The sequence below is a fragment of the Thermogymnomonas acidicola JCM 13583 genome, from assembly GCF_001316105.1.
GTDB classification, from domain to species: Archaea; Thermoplasmatota; Thermoplasmata; order Thermoplasmatales; family Thermoplasmataceae; genus Thermogymnomonas; species Thermogymnomonas acidicola.
The window spans coordinates 1-14595 of record NZ_BBCP01000013.1 but is presented as its reverse complement, the minus strand read 5'-3'; the positions used below and the strand labels follow the sequence as shown (position 1 = coordinate 14595).

Sequence of the window (14595 nt, the reverse complement as noted above, 5' to 3'; positions counted from 1 at the left end):
TGATGAGATCAGGATGCTGAGTGTGTGGCTGTGGTAGAACTGCGCTATGGTCGGGAAGCCGGATGGCTTATGGCCTCCATTGCCAGGTAAGCCTTCACGTAAGCGAGAGTGTCAGAGGGGATGTGCGATTCGAACATCACTATGTCCACTATGATGCTCCAGAAGAGCCCTAGCACAACATAAACGCCTATGGCAGCACCCAGGAGAGCACCCTGTGACTTCACAAGGTGCGAGATCAGGTACACGAGTGACAGGAAGGCTGCACCCTCAACCACGTACTCAAATATGAAGAGGGCAGTGTACGATCCGGATAGGTAAAGGCCAAAGTAGTGCCTTATTATCATCTGTGCTACGAGCATTGCCAGGGCAACGGCGACGATTATCGCCGTGAGGTTGGACAGGAACCTTGAGCCTATGAGGCCCGACCTGCTTATGGGCCTCTTCAGTACGGATTCTATGACACCGGTTGTCCTGTCCTTCCCGTAGGTGAGGTATGCCGAGAAGACTGCGAGTATTGGCATGAGGAAGCCTATAAGGAACGATGTGTCGTCAGTGACGAGGCCCTGCAGCTTAGACTGTGTCATGGGCACGTAGGTAGAGAGGTGGCCTATGTATATGTCGTATACGACTGTGGAGTTGCTCACGACGAAGGCCGTCAGGTTCTCCTTCTTCTCTTTCAGTGGCATCACCGGGTCCACTATCTCGTGGGTGACACCTGAAATGCTGGCGTTAAAGAGTTCTGAGCTCTCCACGGCGCTGAGCTGTGAGGGCGCGGACTGGTTCGAAATAATGAGGTCCGCGCTGGGTGACGCCTTTCCGCCAGGGCCGAAGTAGAGGACCAGGATAGCCAGGTTGCTATAGTTCGAATACTCCGCCACCGGGGGGGCCAGGGCGAAGCCTGTGTACGGCACAGCCGGGTTAATGGGCATCTCGATCCTCTCCGTGACAGGGGGCGAAGATCCTGTATGTCAGGTTGTAGGAGTAGCTGCCCACCTGCGGGCTGAACGGGAAAGTTGCCGTGAGGAAACCGTCACTAGATTCTTGTGCCCTCTCTGTGATGCCGTTGTAGGTGAAGTTGAGCGTCGCACCTCCGTACTGTTGACCGTAGCCGTTGAAGACATAGGCCTCAAGCGTTATGCTGCTCCCATTTATGTAGTATCCAGAAACGACCTGTGGCACCTGGAGCTCCGTGGGCCTGGCGCTGTAGCTCACTCCTGATTCATATGCCAGGGCCCCTGATAAGCCCACTATTGCAACAATGAGTATTATGACGAACTTGCTCGTTAGCACTCGCCTTATCTCGTAAAGAGCCGGCTTCATTTGGAACCACCTATCAGATCGAAGAAGTACTGCTCAAGGCTCTCCCCCCCGAAGGAGGTGAACTCCCTCACCCTGTAGCCCTTTCCCACGAGAGCCTCCAGGATATCGGGTATCCTGTCGCTGTTGACCTTCAGGTCCCTGACCAGGAACTCATTTCCCCCCCTCCTCTCGGTCTCGCCGAACTGTGACAGGACGCCCTCTATGGGGCCGTCAGGATTGTCCACGGTGATCTTCACCTGCGTCTTACCCAGGTATTTTAGTTCCGACCTGTCCAAAAGCTTCACCAGCTTTCCCCCTGTTTATTATGGCGACCCTGTCAGCAGAGTCTTCGATCTCCGTTAGGATGTGGGATGACAGGAGGATGGCCTTGCCCTCGGAACGGAGCCTGCCTATCATCTTCCTGACGAATATGACGCCCTGAGGATCCAGGCCGTTTAGCGTCTCATCGAAAAGCACATTCTTCGGGTCTCCGATGAGCGTCTCCGCTATGGAGAACCTCTTCTTCATTCCCTGGGAGTAGCTCCGGAGCTTTTTGTCCATGGCCTTCTCCAGGCCAACCATCCGGAGGAGCTCCAGGGCCTTATCCTCTGCTTCCCTCCCACCAAGGCCGTAGAACCCCCCCGCGAAGTACTTGAGGAGGGTGAGCGGCTTCGCGTTTGGCTCGAAGTTCGGGAACTCGGGTATCCAGCCCACGTTCCTGGATGCCCTGACCTTTTCCCTCACAATATCGAAGCCGTCCACGAGTATCTTTCCGGAGGTGGGGGGGAGCGTGATGCCAGACGACATCCTTATGGTGGTGGTCTTGCCCGCGCCGTTCAGGCCCACCAGGCCCAGCACCTCTCCGTCGTTCATGTCAAGCGTGAGCCCGTCCACCGCAGGGGGGGAGACCCCCTTCCTGTAGACCTTGGTCACGCCCTCTATCTTTATCATGCCTGACCCGATATCGGTCTCCGATTATTAATCTATGCTGACGCCCATCCTCTCCTTCAGGGCCTTGGCCCAGGCACGCAAGTGTGACCAGGAAGGCGACCACTGAGAGGACAGCCACTATGAGCCACAGCTCCTGTGGAGACCGTTGGAAGACGAGCGCCAGGGGGGGAAGGGTGGTGACCAGGCCGGTGGTCCCAACGACGAGCTTCTGTATGGAGGCATATGTCCCCCTGTTCTCCTTCCCTATGGCCTTTGCCTCGTAGGCCAGGGCGCCAGATACCACGAATGGCCCCACGCTACCGATCAGCACTGATGAGAGGTAGAGCCACACCATGCCGTGTTCCACAGCCAGGTAGATGAGGGAGTAGCTGAACACATCGGAAAGTGCCATGAGGACAACGTACATCTTTCCGAACCCGGGGGGGTGGCTGTCAATGAAGCGTTCCCCCCAGCCTGGCCCAGGGTATGCCGAGAACATATGAGAGGAGCAGGAACAGTACCGAGAGCCTCAGGGGGGGTATGTCCATCCTCTCCGCCTGCAGGACGTAGAAGTACGAGAAGCCGTAGAGGGTCACGGACATTATGGCCTTGGCTGTCAGGCTGGGGGGGCGACGAAGCCTGACCTCCTCCTGAGGTTTCTCAGATTTTCTGAAAACCTTGTCCTTGTGAATCCCTTCGATTCCTCCACGAAGGCCCTGTGTCCAGACCTGAAGGCTGTGAAGGCGATCAGCGGGGGGGATGCGAACATGACCGCAGACGTTGCCATGAAGGAGAGAACGAGGTCCCTGCCAGAGCTCAGGAAGATTATGAGGGCGAACGCAACAATGCCCCCCGACGACCTCCAGCGTATAGACGCGGGAATAGTTGGCACCGACGTTGCTGTTCCTGGCGACCTTGGCGATGAACGAGTTCAGTGAAGCCCGGAAGACATTCTGCGCGATCACTATGAGGAAGCACCCCACGGGCACGACCACCAGCGGGATCAGGCCCCCTCCAGGCTGAGAGCGTTATGGCAAAGAACACAGCCGGATAGAAGAAGGAGCCTATGGTTAGGAGCCGGTAGGAATGGCCGGCGTCTATGAGCCTTCCGGTGAGCATTGCTGTGAATATGACAGCAAACTGGCCTATGGATAGGCCCAGGGCAGCATACTCTATGGGTATTCCGAAGTAAGAGAGGAGCGGGTAGAGTGAAAAGCTGAAAATGGTCATCCCTGCTACTATGGACATGTTAATTGTTCCTAGAGAAGTTATAAAGGGTCTAACATTTCCAACTTGTTCACGAGTCAATAGAATTCCATTTGATAACTTGTATAAGTTACTTTCCAGTCGCAGTGCGCGACTTCACTCCACCTCTATGATCTTCTCCAGGGTTTCATGCACATCGTTGAAGACCTTGCTCTTTTTCTTCAGGTACGAGACCTCTTCGTTCCTCAGCACCAGCCTTGGGGGGGGAGCACGGCACCGCGAAGCTTCTCGTAGTCCCTCAGCACAAGGGATTCGAACACACTCTCCATGACCACTATGTAGTTGTTCCTGTCGAACCTGTATGGCTTCACCAACCTCATCCTGCTGAGCAAGTACGCCACACCGAGGCGGAACCTGCCAGGGTTGTGCCTCATCCTCGAAAGGGTCCTCACATCCGATGCAGAGAGGTTAAGGCCTGTTATGAAGTCCCTGAGGGCCGCTATCCTCCTGTCCCTCGGCACCAGGCTCAGGCCGTACGGCCTCATGCCGACCAGCGGGTACGCTATTATGCCGTAGGCACCGCGAACCTGGAGAAGAGGTCACTGTCCTCTCCTGAAACGAGGTCCCTCCACCCCCCCCGACCTCCCTCAGCGCCTCAGAGGGCATCATCGCGAAGGAGGAGAGGAGCATCTTCTTTGTGTCCATTATAATGTAAGAGTGGATTATGTCGGCTACGGACACCGGGTATGCGTGGCAGGGTCGAAGAAGACCAGGTACTTGCTCCTGCTCTTCTGCGTGCCTACCCTCTTGCCCTTCCCGCTTGCCCGGCCTTCTATCGGCACTATGGTGACGCACTCGATCTTGTTGAGGGGGGGCCTGATCCTGGCAGCTGAGGCCTCTGGTGTTGCGATGATTATCTCATACCTGAGGCCGAGCTCCTCGCCGATCTCCTGGATGCTCTTCACGGACCTGATGGCCTCCCTGCTCATGTCCTCAAGGTAACAGATGAAGGAGATCGTTATGTCTGCAGGTATTATGCTGTCCAGGTAGTTGCCTGTGCCCAGCAGGGCCTCGAGGGCATCCTTCACAGCATAGACATGCAGGCTCACAATTAAACCATTGCTGTCCTCAGTAACGGTCAGGAATGCACCAGCTGGGCAATGGAATCTGTCCTCAGCAGCTGGTGCATCCTCCTGGCGCTCCTGACTATGTCCCTGAGCATCTCTATGGTGACCTGCTGGTCAGCATCTGAGAGGGCCCTCTCCGGTTCTATGTGCGCCTCTATCTCCAGCATGTCGACACCTGCGGCCACAGCGCCCAGGGCCATGGCCTTCACTATCTCCCTGTTTCCAGCGGGGTGGCTCGGGTCCGCGCAGACGGGAGGTGTGTCCTCCTCTTCACTGAAGCCATGGTGCCCAGGTCCATGGTGAACCTCGTCGACCTCTCCAGGCTCCTTGTACCGCGGTAACACAGGATAACACGGTCGTTGCCACCAGATAGTATGTACTCTGAGGATGCGAGCCACTCTTCCATGGTGGTCCCTATTCCGTTCTTCAGGAGCACAGGTTTTTTCACGCGGCCCAGGAACTTCAGGAGGGAGAAGTTCTGAGCGTTCCTGGCACCCACCTGCAGCATGTCGATCTTCTGGAACTCTCTGTAGTCAGAGAGATCCATTATCTCCGAGACGGTGAGCAGTCCGTATTCCTGCCCGGCCCTAGCAAGCAGGTCAAGGCCCCCCCTCTCCATGAGGCCCTGGAAGGAGTACGGGCTCGTCCTTGGCTTGAATGCGCCTCCCCCCCTAAGCATTTCACACCCGGCCTTCTTCACACCCTCTGCCACGGCCATTATCTGCTCCTCGCTCTCAACGGCACAGGGGCCTGCCGCGATCACAAGCCCCCCCCTCCCCCCCCGATGGTGAGACCTGAGACATCCACTGTGCTGTCCTCATGCCTGAAGTCCCTGGAGTAGAGGGGGGGGCTCCTGGATACCACGCATATGTCCCTGAGGGCATCCGGTACAAGTGTGCTGTCCGGTAACGCCATGACCCTGGTACCGAATACGTCTATGATCCTGCCATCCCAGCCACTACTTTCCGAGATCTCAATGAGTTTCTCCTCACAGTTCTTGCCCCCCCTGGGTATGAGTATCACCTGACCACCTCCCTGTAACCTTCCTCAAGGGAGCGCACCGCAGCCTCGATGATGGGCCACACGCCGTAAGCCTGCAGCATGTCGGTGACAACATCCATACTCTCCCCATGCACAAGGGAGGCCATGGACTCGAGCGCCATGCGGGCCGAGACCGGTAGGTGAGGGCCGGGGGCCGAGCAGCCTCGAGGCCAGCAGGGAGACCGCATACGGTACCGCCAGGTTGTGCAGCACGAACTCGTCGTGCTCCCTGAAACCCATCTCGATTATCCTGTCCCTGGGGAGCATCCTCTTCACCACTCCAAGCGAGCCCTCCACAGAGATGTCCTTCACGAGGACAGTGTTCCTCCTGGACGGCTCCTTGTAACTCATGGGGGGGCCATAGAGAGGGTGTATCGATATGATCCTGCCGCTGTGCTTCCTCATGAGCGACTTGGACGCGCACACCTCCACAAAGCCCAGGTATTTCCTCTCCCTGCTGAGTATCTCATCCGCAACCCGGGGGGGCGGAATGGACAGAACAGCAAGGTCATACTCTTCCAGTGAGTAGAGCATGTCCTCCGTCTCATGCCTGTGGAACCCGACCACATCGTGGCCCGCCTCCAGCAGGACCTCCATGAGGGTGCTGCCCATGCGGCCCCCCCGGAGCCAAGCACTGCTATCCTCATTCCCTCACCACCCTTACCGGCCTGGTGGGAGAGGTGAGCCCTTCCAGGTCCTCCGCGTGGAGGACGCCATCCCGGATTTCCGCAGCGCACCCCTGCCTCCCGGAGCCTATGCACACCAAGACAGGGTTGCCCCCTGGCCCTGGAGATGTGGCCCCCCTTCATGAGGAAAGCGGATGCGAAGGCCGTGCCCTCTGTATCCTCCGCGATCCTGCCCGGCGATCCGCACAGGGAACCCAGGATGAACTCCAGCCCGGCCGGGTCGCCGGAAATGCTGACCTCCCTGGGGGGGCGCTGATGTCGCTCCTCTTCTGCCACTGTGTGCTCAGCTCGAATAGCAGGTTGATGTCCCTCGCCACCACCGGGTCATCGGACCCTATCTGGCGGATGACCCTCTCCTCCTGTTCGGGCACACGTGCTGGAAGGCCCGAGGTCTTGGCCCTCCCTATCTCCACAGCGATCCGGCGCCTCTCATTCAGCAGCCTCAGGATGGAGAGTGTGTTAGAAAGCATCTCCTTCCTAAGGTCCTCTATGCACTTACCCGGATCACTCTCTCTGGCTATAAAGTGAACCACTTCCGTTTGGAGCCATATGCGTGATAAAGTCTATCATGTATATCTAACTTTTCATCAAACCGGGTGTTATGAAGGTTAATAGGGCAAGGATGTATACACTACATATGAAGGCGCTGGTTCTCAAGGTCGTCCTGGTTGCCGTGCTGGCTGTGGCCGGGGGGGGTCTGGCGCCTACTTCGCTTACCACGCCTCGACGGCGCACTCTCACGCTCAGACCGGGCCTGAGGACGATATCCCTGCATCCTCGATGGTCGTTGGCCAGTTCCGCCACAACGGGACAAGCATATACTTTTTCATGCAGAACAACACCTCCTTCGGGTTAATACTGCCCCCCCTCAATGACCTCGGTGCCGTGAACGCATCTGCGAACCTGTCGAACGCATTGGGCAAGGCTGGAACTAATGGACTGAACGTGAGCGTATACGAATACTATAGTGGGATCCCTGTTTTCAGGGTCTCGAACATAAGCGAGGTCAGGGGTATTGAGGTGGAACTGCCCGGGATCAATTTCTCAACCGGCAGCACCCTCTACTTCTCACTCCCCCCCCAGACGCAGGATGCTGTGGCAGGCTCCCTGCAGGGCGTTGTCTCATCGCTACGGGCCTCTGGCAACGCCTCATACCGCTCGCAGCTCACCCGGTACCTGAACTCGTCCGTGAACCTCAGCCTCGCAGTGTCCCTGGGCAGTTACGGACACATCTCGGTCAACGTGACATCCAACTCTACCCTGGTCTTCGTGCAGGACACGAACCAGACCCAGCTTTCCCTGTTCTTCGCCTCCCTTAACCTGATCCACCCGGCGGGGGGGGCAGGGCCTATGACCTAACATCAAGCACAATGCAGGTGTACTTCCCTGAGGGCCTCTCATCCCTGCCCGTGCTTCTGAAATACATTCAGGGGGGGCGTGAGCGTTAAGAATGTCGAGCCTGTCCACAGTTTACGTGCACTACCTGCGCAACTACTATCGGTCAAGGAGCTTCTACCTAATGCTCATCCTCATACTCATGATATCGTCCCTCATGACGTACTTCTCCTTCAGGTACTACAGCAAGGTGCCGGAGTTCCTGGCCAGTTTCCACGTGACATCGCTCCCGCCCGTGCTGAGGTACAGGGTCTTCGCCTACTTCTGGGCATTTGTCCTCACAACCGTGCCCGTCTTCGCCTCGGTCTTCTTCGGCTCCCCTGCCATCTCCGGGGGGGAGATGGAGAACAGGACTGCATACCACATATTCCAGCTGCCGGTCGGGAGGTTCACCCTCTACTCCGGCAAGTACCTGGCGGCGCTCACAGTCTCGGTCATAATAGCCCTTATATACATTGCGTTCCAGGTCGCTGTGCTGCGGGTCCTGCTGGGCATGGGGCCAGTTCCGCAGTTCTACATATCGCTGGGCATGCTCCTGCTCTTCATATCCACCATAATGTCCATAACCTTCATGGTCAGCACCTTCTTCAGCAGGAACATGTACGCTTACATAACGGTGCTGATTGCATACTACATAGTCCTGGACGCACTAAACATAATACTGCAGCTCCTTTACAACATAGACCCTTACTACCTTCTGAACAACGTGGCAGCATCAGTGGAGGAGGCCTACCTGGACGTGAACATAACTGGATTCGGGGCTCCGGGCTCACTGTCACCGATGCCCTATGCCACGGTGGCCCGGAACGCCTACATCATGGTCCTCTACCTGGTGGTTGCCTTCGTGATAGGTGCCCTTATATTTGAAAGAAGGGAAGTGAAATGAGCCCATCCCTAGAGGTAAGAAAGGTCACGAAGAAATTCGGTAAGATCGTGGCCCTCGATGACTTCTCCTTCAGCGTTGAGGGCTACACAACCGTTGCGCTCCTTGGCCCCAACGGTGCGGGGGGGAAGACGACGCTCATGAAGGTCATAACGGGCATGATACACCCCGACAGTGGAGAAGTGTCCATAAATGGCTTCTCCGTGGGGGGGCAGGACAGGAGGAAGGCGCTCCGTACCGTGGGTGCGCTGGTGGAGCAGCCGGAGTTCTACACTTACCTGACCGCAAGGGAGATCCTGGACTTCGACTACAAGATACGCACGGGCCGCTCCGATTCGAGGGAGGAGATCATGAGGGTCGCTGAGCTCACGGGCATCACCCCCCCTTACCTCGACAGGAAGACCGGCGGCTACTCAAGGGGGGGATGAAGCAGAGGCTGGGCCTGGCCTCCGCCATGATAGGGAGGCCGGAGATCATAATACTGGACGAACCCTCATTCGGCCTGGACCCAGCTGGCATGAGGGAGTTCAGGGAGATAATAAGGAAGATGGGTAGGGACAAGGAGGCCATGGTGATCCTGAGCACCCACCTCATATACGAGGCCAGGGAAGTCTGTGACAGGGTACTTATAATAGACCACGGGAGGAAGATGCTGGACGCACCCATCCGGTCTGACACAAGCCTGGTCAGGCTCACCTTTTCCAGCCAGGGGGGGACGGCGTTCTAGCACTGCCGTTCGAAACCGTGGAGGTGGAGGGGGGGAGAAGCGCTGTCATAAGGCTCCCTCCAGGAATGACACTGAATGGCTTCCTGTCCCAGTACTCATCGACCCTACCAGACCTTGTGTCCGCTGAGGTCTACGACGACCTGGAAGGCCAGTATGTCAGGATAACCAGTGGGGAATAGGTTGAAATACACATCCAGATAATGTAGGTGTATGCAGCATTATATAGAGTTCGTGAGCACTTACGGCTTCCAGGAGACACTGGAGAGGCTCAGAGGGGGCAGTGAGGAAGCGCAGCCTCACCATCTTCTGTGAGGTAGACCACAGGAAGAACGCGGAGTCCGTCGGGCTGAGTATGGGGAATGCCACTGTGGTATCCTTCGGTGACCCGAGGGCAGGCACGCCCCCCCTTATGGTGGAGAACCCCCCCAGGGTGGCCCTGGAACTCCCCCCCTGAAAATCCTTGTCTACGAGAAGGAGGGGAAGACCGCAGTTGGTTTCAGGAACCCGGAGTGGTTATCCCAGGACCTGTCAAACGTTGAGGCACTCTCAAGGATGAAGTCCCTCCTCACCTCGCTCTCCCTGGAGGCATCGGGGGGGAGCCGGCTCGACGCCTGATATATATTTAAGGTACGGAGGAATATTTGCCAGGAATGGAGAAGTCCATCACTACCGAGGACTACCTCAAGATAATCGACGAACTCACCAAATACAAGGGGTGCGCCACTCTAACGGAAATAGCCAACAGGCTGAGGACGAAGAGGCAGAGCGCCTACGACGAGATAAAGATACTCGAAGGGAGGGGGGGGCTCGTAATCAGGCAGAGCCGGGGGGGGAGGTACGTGCTGTCTGAGATGGGCCAGGTGGAGGCGAACCTGTTCCTGAGAAAGCACAGGCTTGCGGAGGTGCTCCTCTGGAAGGGCCTAGGCATGCCCTGGGAGGTGCTGGATGACCAGGCCATGGGCATAGAGCACGGCATAACGGAGGAGATGGCAGAGAGGATATGCAGCACGTACGGCTGCGACAGGTGCCCCCCCATGGCAATCCCATACCTGACAGGGAAGGCAGGTGCCAGGAACCTGCAGACATAAAGCTCTCCTCTGTCCCCTCAGGCTCGGTGCTCAGGCTAACCAGGGTCATATACGAGACTTCGGAGATCCTCTCTTTCCTCACAGAGAACAACATGTACCCCCCCGGCTCAATAATAGGCGTGAAAAGGAAGGGGGTCATCACCGTACCTGTGACAAAGAGGGAGATCGAGATACCTGAAAAAGTATCGATGGCGCTGAGGTTCGAGCGCCTCTTCTAGTCTTCTTCTATCGGCTTTCCGTAAACGGAGAGTATCTCCCGGAACCCTATGCCCCCCCTGTAGAAGTTCAGGGCTATCAGGTTGTGCGACGGGAACTCCGCAGTGACGAACCTGACGCCCTTCTCGTTCAGTTCCCTGGTCACCCTCTCTATTAGCATTTTCCCTATGCCCTTCCTCCTGAACTCCGGCATGATGTAGAAGTCCACTATCCTGGCCTCCTCCTTCGGTGAGTAGAAGCTGCGGTCGACAACTGTCACGAAGACAATGCCCACCACCTTGCCACCGCTCTCAGCCACCATGACAAGGTGGTTTTCCCTGTCGCTGGCGAACCTGGCCAGCATCTCCTCGATCTTCTCCCTGGCGTCCTCCGCAACCTCGAACACCGAATCGAACTCCTCGTTCAGCCTCTTGAGCCTCAGTACCAGGTCTGCCGCTGTCCCCCCCAGGTCCCTCTCCTCCATCCTCCTTATCTCGATCTGTGCCTTCATTTCCTCACCGTCCCGGGCAGGGGGGGCTTTATGAGGCCCTCACTCAGCATCCTCTCGTACACCCTCCTGTTGTTCTCTATCATCTCTGTGGCCACCTTCAGGAAGTGCTCCTTGCTGCCGCTCCTCCTGGCCAGGCCCTGTGATGCGGTCTCGTAGGCCACCGCACTTGCAACCCTCGGATAGATCTCCCACTCCTCCATTGTTGGCACGATCTTCTCCTCAGTGGGCTCCTTCACATAGTCCGCCAGCTCGTACGAAGCGGCAACCATCACCTTGAAGTTCACCCCCCCCTTTGCCCTGGCGTCCAGCACGCCCCCCCTGAACACACCGGGGAATATCAGGCTGTTGTTTATCTGGTTGGGGGGGAAATCGCCCCTTCCGGTAGCAACTATCCTCGCACCCGCCTCCCTGGCCTCGGACGGCCATATCTCAGGTATCGGGTTGGCCAGGGCGAATATTATAGGGTCCCTGTCCATTGACCTTATCCACTCCTTCTTGATCGTCCCTGGCCCCCCCTGCTTCGCAGCTGACACAACGACATCTGCCCCCCCCTGAAGGCTTCCTCGGGCCCGCCCTTCCTCCTCTCGCCGTTGGTGATCATGGCCAGCCTGTACTTCCACGGGTTGTTGAGCATGAGCTGGTCCATGTCCTCCCTCTCAGGGTGCAGTATCCCCTTTGAATCGCATATTATTATGTTCTCCCCCCCTGAAGCCTGCCGCCATCAGGAGGTGGGCCGTGGCTATGTTTGCGGCACCGGAGCCGAAGAGCACAACAGTCGTGTCCTCGTGTTTCTTACCAACTATCCTGAGCGAGTTTATGAGTCCGGCAAGCGTGATAGATGCCGTGCCCAGCTGGTCGTCATGCCATGCCGGTATTGAGAGGGACTTCTGGAGTTCCTCCAGGATGAAGAAGCACTTCGGCGACTCTATGTCCTCCAGGTTGAAGCCCCCCCAAAGGCTGGCTCAAGCGCCCTCGCCACCGAGACAAACTCATCCCTTGTCCTGACCCTGATGGGTATGGGCACTGCGTTGACTGCACCGAGCACGTTGAATATTAGCGACTTCCCCTCCATAACGGCCATGGCGCCTCTGGCCCTACATTGCCAAGGCCGAGCACCCTCGTGCCGTCAGTGAGTATTCCTATGCTGTTCCACCTGCCGGTGTATTCGAACGAGTTGTCCGCGTTCTCCGCTATCTTCCTGGAAACAGCGGCGACCCCCCCCGGGGTGTACCAGAAGGAGAAGTCCTCCAGGGATCTCACCGGGACCTTCGGGAATATCTGTATCTTCCCCCCCTTGTAGTATTCAGAAAACTTAAGGGCCATCTCGTTGAATCCCTCAGTCCTGGCCTCCTCATCAAGCAAGCTCCTCAACCTCCAGCCCAGCGCAGAAACTGACAGCGATCCAGTCCAGAACTGTGCCGGGCGTTTATAAACAATGGTATACCTTACAGATAGATAAGCCTGATGCACACATTTCAGGCAGAGCTGGTGCATTTCCGTGCGGCCCACGGATGCGCTCGCATGGCCCGGTGGTCTCCATGGCATGCTACCCAAATACAGGCCTCGGGCACACTCCCCCCTGTCCAAATAAGGTTAAATCTGACACTACAATGATCGGTTGATGGAGCTCAGCAACATCAAGCTGGACTGGGATGCCATACTGGGGGGGAGCAGATCTCCCATCTCGAATCGATATACCCTGACATGCAGATCAGGGACCAGTTCAGGGCCATCATCAACCTCCTTAACTCCAACAGGATAAAGTCAAGGGTCATACTCAGCGGAATAAACGTTGCAGCCTATGGCTTTTTCATGGACAGCTCGGAGATGCGTGACCGTTCTTTCGCAACGGTTGGCTTCACAGATCCTGCCTTTGCAAACGAGCAGAGGCTCAGGAACATAGTGGAGTGGATAGTGGGCTCTGTCTCCTCCTCAGGCCGCATGACCATGATGAACGAGGTCTTCCAGGACAACGGGATCTCGGGGCCCGTGCTCGCATCCATGGGCTTCAGGAAGATAACCAGGGTGAGGATGGAATACGACCTGGCGGATAACAAGCCCGGGGAGCCATCTCTACCCAGGGAGATCAGCGTCACCGGCCTGGAGGGGGGGCTGGATATAAGGGCATACTCCTCCCTGGAGTACGAGTGCTACAGGGGGGGCACCCAGGACGAGATACTGCTGGCATCATCGGAGGAGGACAGGCTCGCGGTCACAAGGAACATCTTCAGCGGCTCATACGGAAATGTACTGCAGAACGCCTCATACCTGGCCTTCCACAAGGCATCGCTCATCGGAGCAGTGGTGTGCACGGACGGGCGTGTGCAGGGCAGGAAGGACATGCTCCCCACAATCCTGAACGTATTCGTGAAGCCTGAGTACAGGGGGGGCAACGGCCTGGGCACGGCGCTCATGCAGATGGCACTCTCGTCCCTGAGGGGGGAATGGGCTTCTTCAAGGCTTACCTGTGGGTCACTGAGGCAACAGGGCCAGGGACCTCTACTCTTCCCTCGGTTTCACAGAGAGCCGGTACCCCCCCAGGGAGGTCATATACTACAGGAAGTGAGGTCAGAGGGCGTTTGAGATCAGCGCGCAGGTGAGCGGTATCAGGTAGTTGTCGTCGAACGGGTACCTTGCGGCACTCTCCACCAGCGAGCCGGCCAGTGCGAGGACAACGCCATGCCAGCCAGCCATGAAGAGGCCGAAGAGTGCAGACGAGAGGAATATTGCGAGGAAGCCGGCGACGCTCTTCTTCCTGTTGAATATGAGCCTCGCAGATTTCACGCTTGTCCCGACAATGGTTGCAAGCGAATCGCCTATGACAAGCACAAAGAGAGTTACGGCGAGCAGCCTGACGTGCGGCACAATGGCCAGGGCAAGCAGCACCCCTGAGGCGAACCATATGGCCCCTATTCCCAGGGGGGGCGTCCCGCCCCCCTCTCAAGGGAAAGGAGGAAGCTGGCTGCCCAGCTCTCCGTGTGTGTGGTGAAGTATGAGCCGACGATGTAGAGGATGAGCGCAGCCACCGAGACGAGTTCCCTTGCCAGGGTGAGCCCGAAGGCGAAGACTGCGCCTATTATTATGCTCCCCACAACGCTCTGCATTATGTCCCTGTTTATCTCCCTCCCTCTGTCCCTGCCCTTCATGCTCTCGTTCCTCCTGACGTAGCCCCTTATGCGGCCGTCCATGAGCATTGCTATTATCGTGCCCGCGGAGATCCCTATGTCTGCCCCTGGCCAGTAACCGTCAATCCTGAGTGCAGATGCCGCGATGGAAAGCACGAAAAGCGCGGAGAAAGGTAGGTAAAAGCCCGGGGGGGGTGTAGATGTAATATGCGGATAGGAGTGACAGCACGGATGAGGGTATCACCGAGTACAGGCCGGTGAAGTAGACAGTAAGGGCATCTGCTGCGGCCACAGCTGCGATGGGAGCGATGAAGCTGCGGCCCCTGGCTGATAGTGCAGAGATGGATGTGGCGAGGCCAATGGAAACATACGCTATCGCCCC

General features: G+C 57.3%; 24 protein-coding genes and 3 pseudogenes. 10 read left to right on the top strand and 17 right to left on the bottom strand.

Annotation, left to right across the window (positions count from 1 at the left end; genetic code table 11):
- Positions 1–44 precede the first annotated feature (44 nt).
- From JCM13583_RS10350 to JCM13583_RS10305, 13 genes and pseudogenes are all read right to left on the bottom strand, one after another.
- On the bottom strand, positions 45–929 hold the full coding sequence (locus JCM13583_RS10350) for an ABC transporter permease subunit (RefSeq protein ID WP_075057632.1): 885 nt from the start codon (positions 927–929) through the stop codon (positions 45–47).
- Positions 919–1320 (bottom strand): hypothetical protein, encoded by a 402-nt coding sequence (locus JCM13583_RS10345; protein ID WP_075057631.1) that lies wholly within the window; start codon positions 1318–1320, stop codon positions 919–921. Before JCM13583_RS10345 ends, JCM13583_RS10350 begins: the two co-directional genes overlap by 11 nt.
- Positions 1317–2250 (bottom strand): annotated as a pseudogene (locus JCM13583_RS10340) (ABC transporter ATP-binding protein). Before JCM13583_RS10340 ends, JCM13583_RS10345 begins: the two are co-directional and overlap by 4 nt.
- Positions 2174–2728 (bottom strand): hypothetical protein, encoded by a 555-nt coding sequence (locus JCM13583_RS10335; RefSeq protein WP_162509794.1) that lies wholly within the window; start codon positions 2726–2728, stop codon positions 2174–2176. The pseudogene JCM13583_RS10340 and the gene JCM13583_RS10335 overlap by 77 nt, the downstream one beginning before the upstream one ends.
- Complete coding sequence (locus JCM13583_RS14245) at positions 2682–2831, bottom strand: hypothetical protein (protein WP_171823597.1); 150 nt, start codon at positions 2829–2831, stop codon at positions 2682–2684. Before JCM13583_RS14245 ends, JCM13583_RS10335 begins: the two co-directional genes overlap by 47 nt.
- A 14-nt stretch (positions 2832–2845) precedes the next feature.
- The gene (locus tag JCM13583_RS14240) at positions 2846–3016 is read right to left on the bottom strand and encodes a hypothetical protein (RefSeq protein ID WP_171823596.1); all 171 of its coding nucleotides are present in this window, start codon (positions 3014–3016) and stop codon (positions 2846–2848) included.
- Positions 3017–3054: 38 nt separating this feature from the next.
- Positions 3055–3477, bottom strand: a complete 423-nt coding sequence (locus JCM13583_RS13175; RefSeq protein ID WP_162509793.1) for a hypothetical protein — start codon at positions 3475–3477, stop codon at positions 3055–3057.
- A gap of 203 nt (positions 3478–3680) precedes the next feature.
- Positions 3681–3956, bottom strand: a complete 276-nt coding sequence (locus tag JCM13583_RS10325; protein WP_171823595.1) for a hypothetical protein — start codon at positions 3954–3956, stop codon at positions 3681–3683.
- Complete coding sequence (locus tag JCM13583_RS13170; protein ID WP_162509792.1) at positions 3904–4176, bottom strand: hypothetical protein; 273 nt, start codon at positions 4174–4176, stop codon at positions 3904–3906. The genes JCM13583_RS10325 and JCM13583_RS13170 overlap by 53 nt, the downstream gene beginning before the upstream one ends.
- Entirely contained in the window at positions 4167–4523 is a 357-nt protein-coding gene (locus JCM13583_RS10320) for a hypothetical protein (protein ID WP_162509791.1), read from the bottom strand. Before JCM13583_RS10320 ends, JCM13583_RS13170 begins: the two co-directional genes overlap by 10 nt.
- A gap of 50 nt (positions 4524–4573) precedes the next feature.
- Positions 4574–5477: pseudogene (gene aroF / locus JCM13583_RS10315) on the bottom strand (3-deoxy-7-phosphoheptulonate synthase).
- Between the two features lie 132 nt (positions 5478–5609).
- Positions 5610–6215, bottom strand: a complete 606-nt coding sequence (locus JCM13583_RS10310) for a hypothetical protein (RefSeq protein ID WP_075057626.1) — start codon at positions 6213–6215, stop codon at positions 5610–5612.
- 193 nt (positions 6216–6408) lie between these two features.
- Positions 6409–6822, bottom strand: a complete 414-nt coding sequence (locus tag JCM13583_RS10305) for a chorismate mutase (protein WP_075057625.1) — start codon at positions 6820–6822, stop codon at positions 6409–6411.
- Between the two features lie 104 nt (positions 6823–6926).
- Here JCM13583_RS10305 and JCM13583_RS14235 point away from each other — a divergent pair, with 104 nt between their 5' ends.
- From JCM13583_RS14235 to JCM13583_RS10275, 9 genes are all read left to right on the top strand, one after another.
- Entirely contained in the window at positions 6927–7145 is a 219-nt protein-coding gene (locus JCM13583_RS14235; RefSeq protein WP_171823594.1) for a hypothetical protein, read from the top strand.
- Positions 7118–7648 (top strand): hypothetical protein, encoded by a 531-nt coding sequence (locus JCM13583_RS10300; RefSeq protein ID WP_162509790.1) that lies wholly within the window; start codon positions 7118–7120, stop codon positions 7646–7648. Before JCM13583_RS14235 ends, JCM13583_RS10300 begins: the two co-directional genes overlap by 28 nt.
- 91 nt (positions 7649–7739) lie before the next feature.
- Positions 7740–8570: an ABC transporter permease gene (locus tag JCM13583_RS10295; protein ID WP_075057623.1), complete on the top strand. Its 831-nt coding sequence runs from the start codon at positions 7740–7742 to the stop codon at positions 8568–8570.
- Positions 8567–8995 carry an ATP-binding cassette domain-containing protein gene (locus JCM13583_RS10290; RefSeq protein WP_075057622.1) on the top strand — a complete coding sequence of 143 codons (429 nt, stop codon included), beginning with the start codon at positions 8567–8569 and terminating at the stop codon, positions 8993–8995. Before JCM13583_RS10295 ends, JCM13583_RS10290 begins: the two co-directional genes overlap by 4 nt.
- Positions 8992–9294, top strand: coding sequence for a hypothetical protein (locus JCM13583_RS10285; protein ID WP_075057621.1), 303 nt, complete (start codon positions 8992–8994; stop codon positions 9292–9294). Before JCM13583_RS10290 ends, JCM13583_RS10285 begins: the two co-directional genes overlap by 4 nt.
- 17 nt (positions 9295–9311) lie before the next feature.
- Positions 9312–9473 carry a hypothetical protein gene (locus JCM13583_RS14230; RefSeq protein ID WP_171823593.1) on the top strand — a complete coding sequence of 54 codons (162 nt, stop codon included), beginning with the start codon at positions 9312–9314 and terminating at the stop codon, positions 9471–9473.
- A gap of 101 nt (positions 9474–9574) precedes the next feature.
- Entirely contained in the window at positions 9575–9748 is a 174-nt protein-coding gene (locus JCM13583_RS14225; RefSeq protein ID WP_171823592.1) for a hypothetical protein, read from the top strand.
- Positions 9749–9944: 196 nt separating this feature from the next.
- On the top strand, positions 9945–10382 hold the full coding sequence (locus JCM13583_RS10280; RefSeq protein ID WP_075057620.1) for a metal-dependent transcriptional regulator: 438 nt from the start codon (positions 9945–9947) through the stop codon (positions 10380–10382).
- A gap of 26 nt (positions 10383–10408) precedes the next feature.
- Entirely contained in the window at positions 10409–10600 is a 192-nt protein-coding gene (locus JCM13583_RS10275) for a hypothetical protein (RefSeq protein WP_075057619.1), read from the top strand.
- Here the strand turns inward: JCM13583_RS10275 and JCM13583_RS10270 are convergent.
- Both JCM13583_RS10270 and JCM13583_RS10265 read right to left on the bottom strand, forming a co-directional pair.
- Entirely contained in the window at positions 10597–11088 is a 492-nt protein-coding gene (locus JCM13583_RS10270) for a GNAT family N-acetyltransferase (protein ID WP_075057618.1), read from the bottom strand. The genes JCM13583_RS10275 and JCM13583_RS10270 overlap by 4 nt on opposite strands.
- Positions 11085–12411 (bottom strand): annotated as a pseudogene (locus JCM13583_RS10265) (NADP-dependent malic enzyme). The gene JCM13583_RS10270 and the pseudogene JCM13583_RS10265 overlap by 4 nt, the downstream one beginning before the upstream one ends.
- A gap of 381 nt (positions 12412–12792) precedes the next feature.
- Here JCM13583_RS10265 and JCM13583_RS10260 point away from each other — a divergent pair.
- Complete coding sequence (locus JCM13583_RS10260; protein WP_075057617.1) at positions 12793–13671, top strand: GNAT family N-acetyltransferase; 879 nt, start codon at positions 12793–12795, stop codon at positions 13669–13671.
- Here the strand turns inward: JCM13583_RS10260 and JCM13583_RS10255 are convergent.
- Both JCM13583_RS10255 and JCM13583_RS10250 read right to left on the bottom strand, forming a co-directional pair.
- Entirely contained in the window at positions 13657–13974 is a 318-nt protein-coding gene (locus JCM13583_RS10255) for a hypothetical protein (RefSeq protein WP_075057616.1), read from the bottom strand. The two genes, JCM13583_RS10260 and JCM13583_RS10255, sit on opposite strands and share 15 nt — an antisense overlap.
- A gap of 23 nt (positions 13975–13997) precedes the next feature.
- A complete protein-coding gene (locus JCM13583_RS10250) occupies positions 13998–14369 on the bottom strand; it encodes a hypothetical protein (RefSeq protein WP_075057615.1) in 372 nt (123 codons plus the stop codon).
- Positions 14370–14595: the final 226 nt, after the last annotated feature.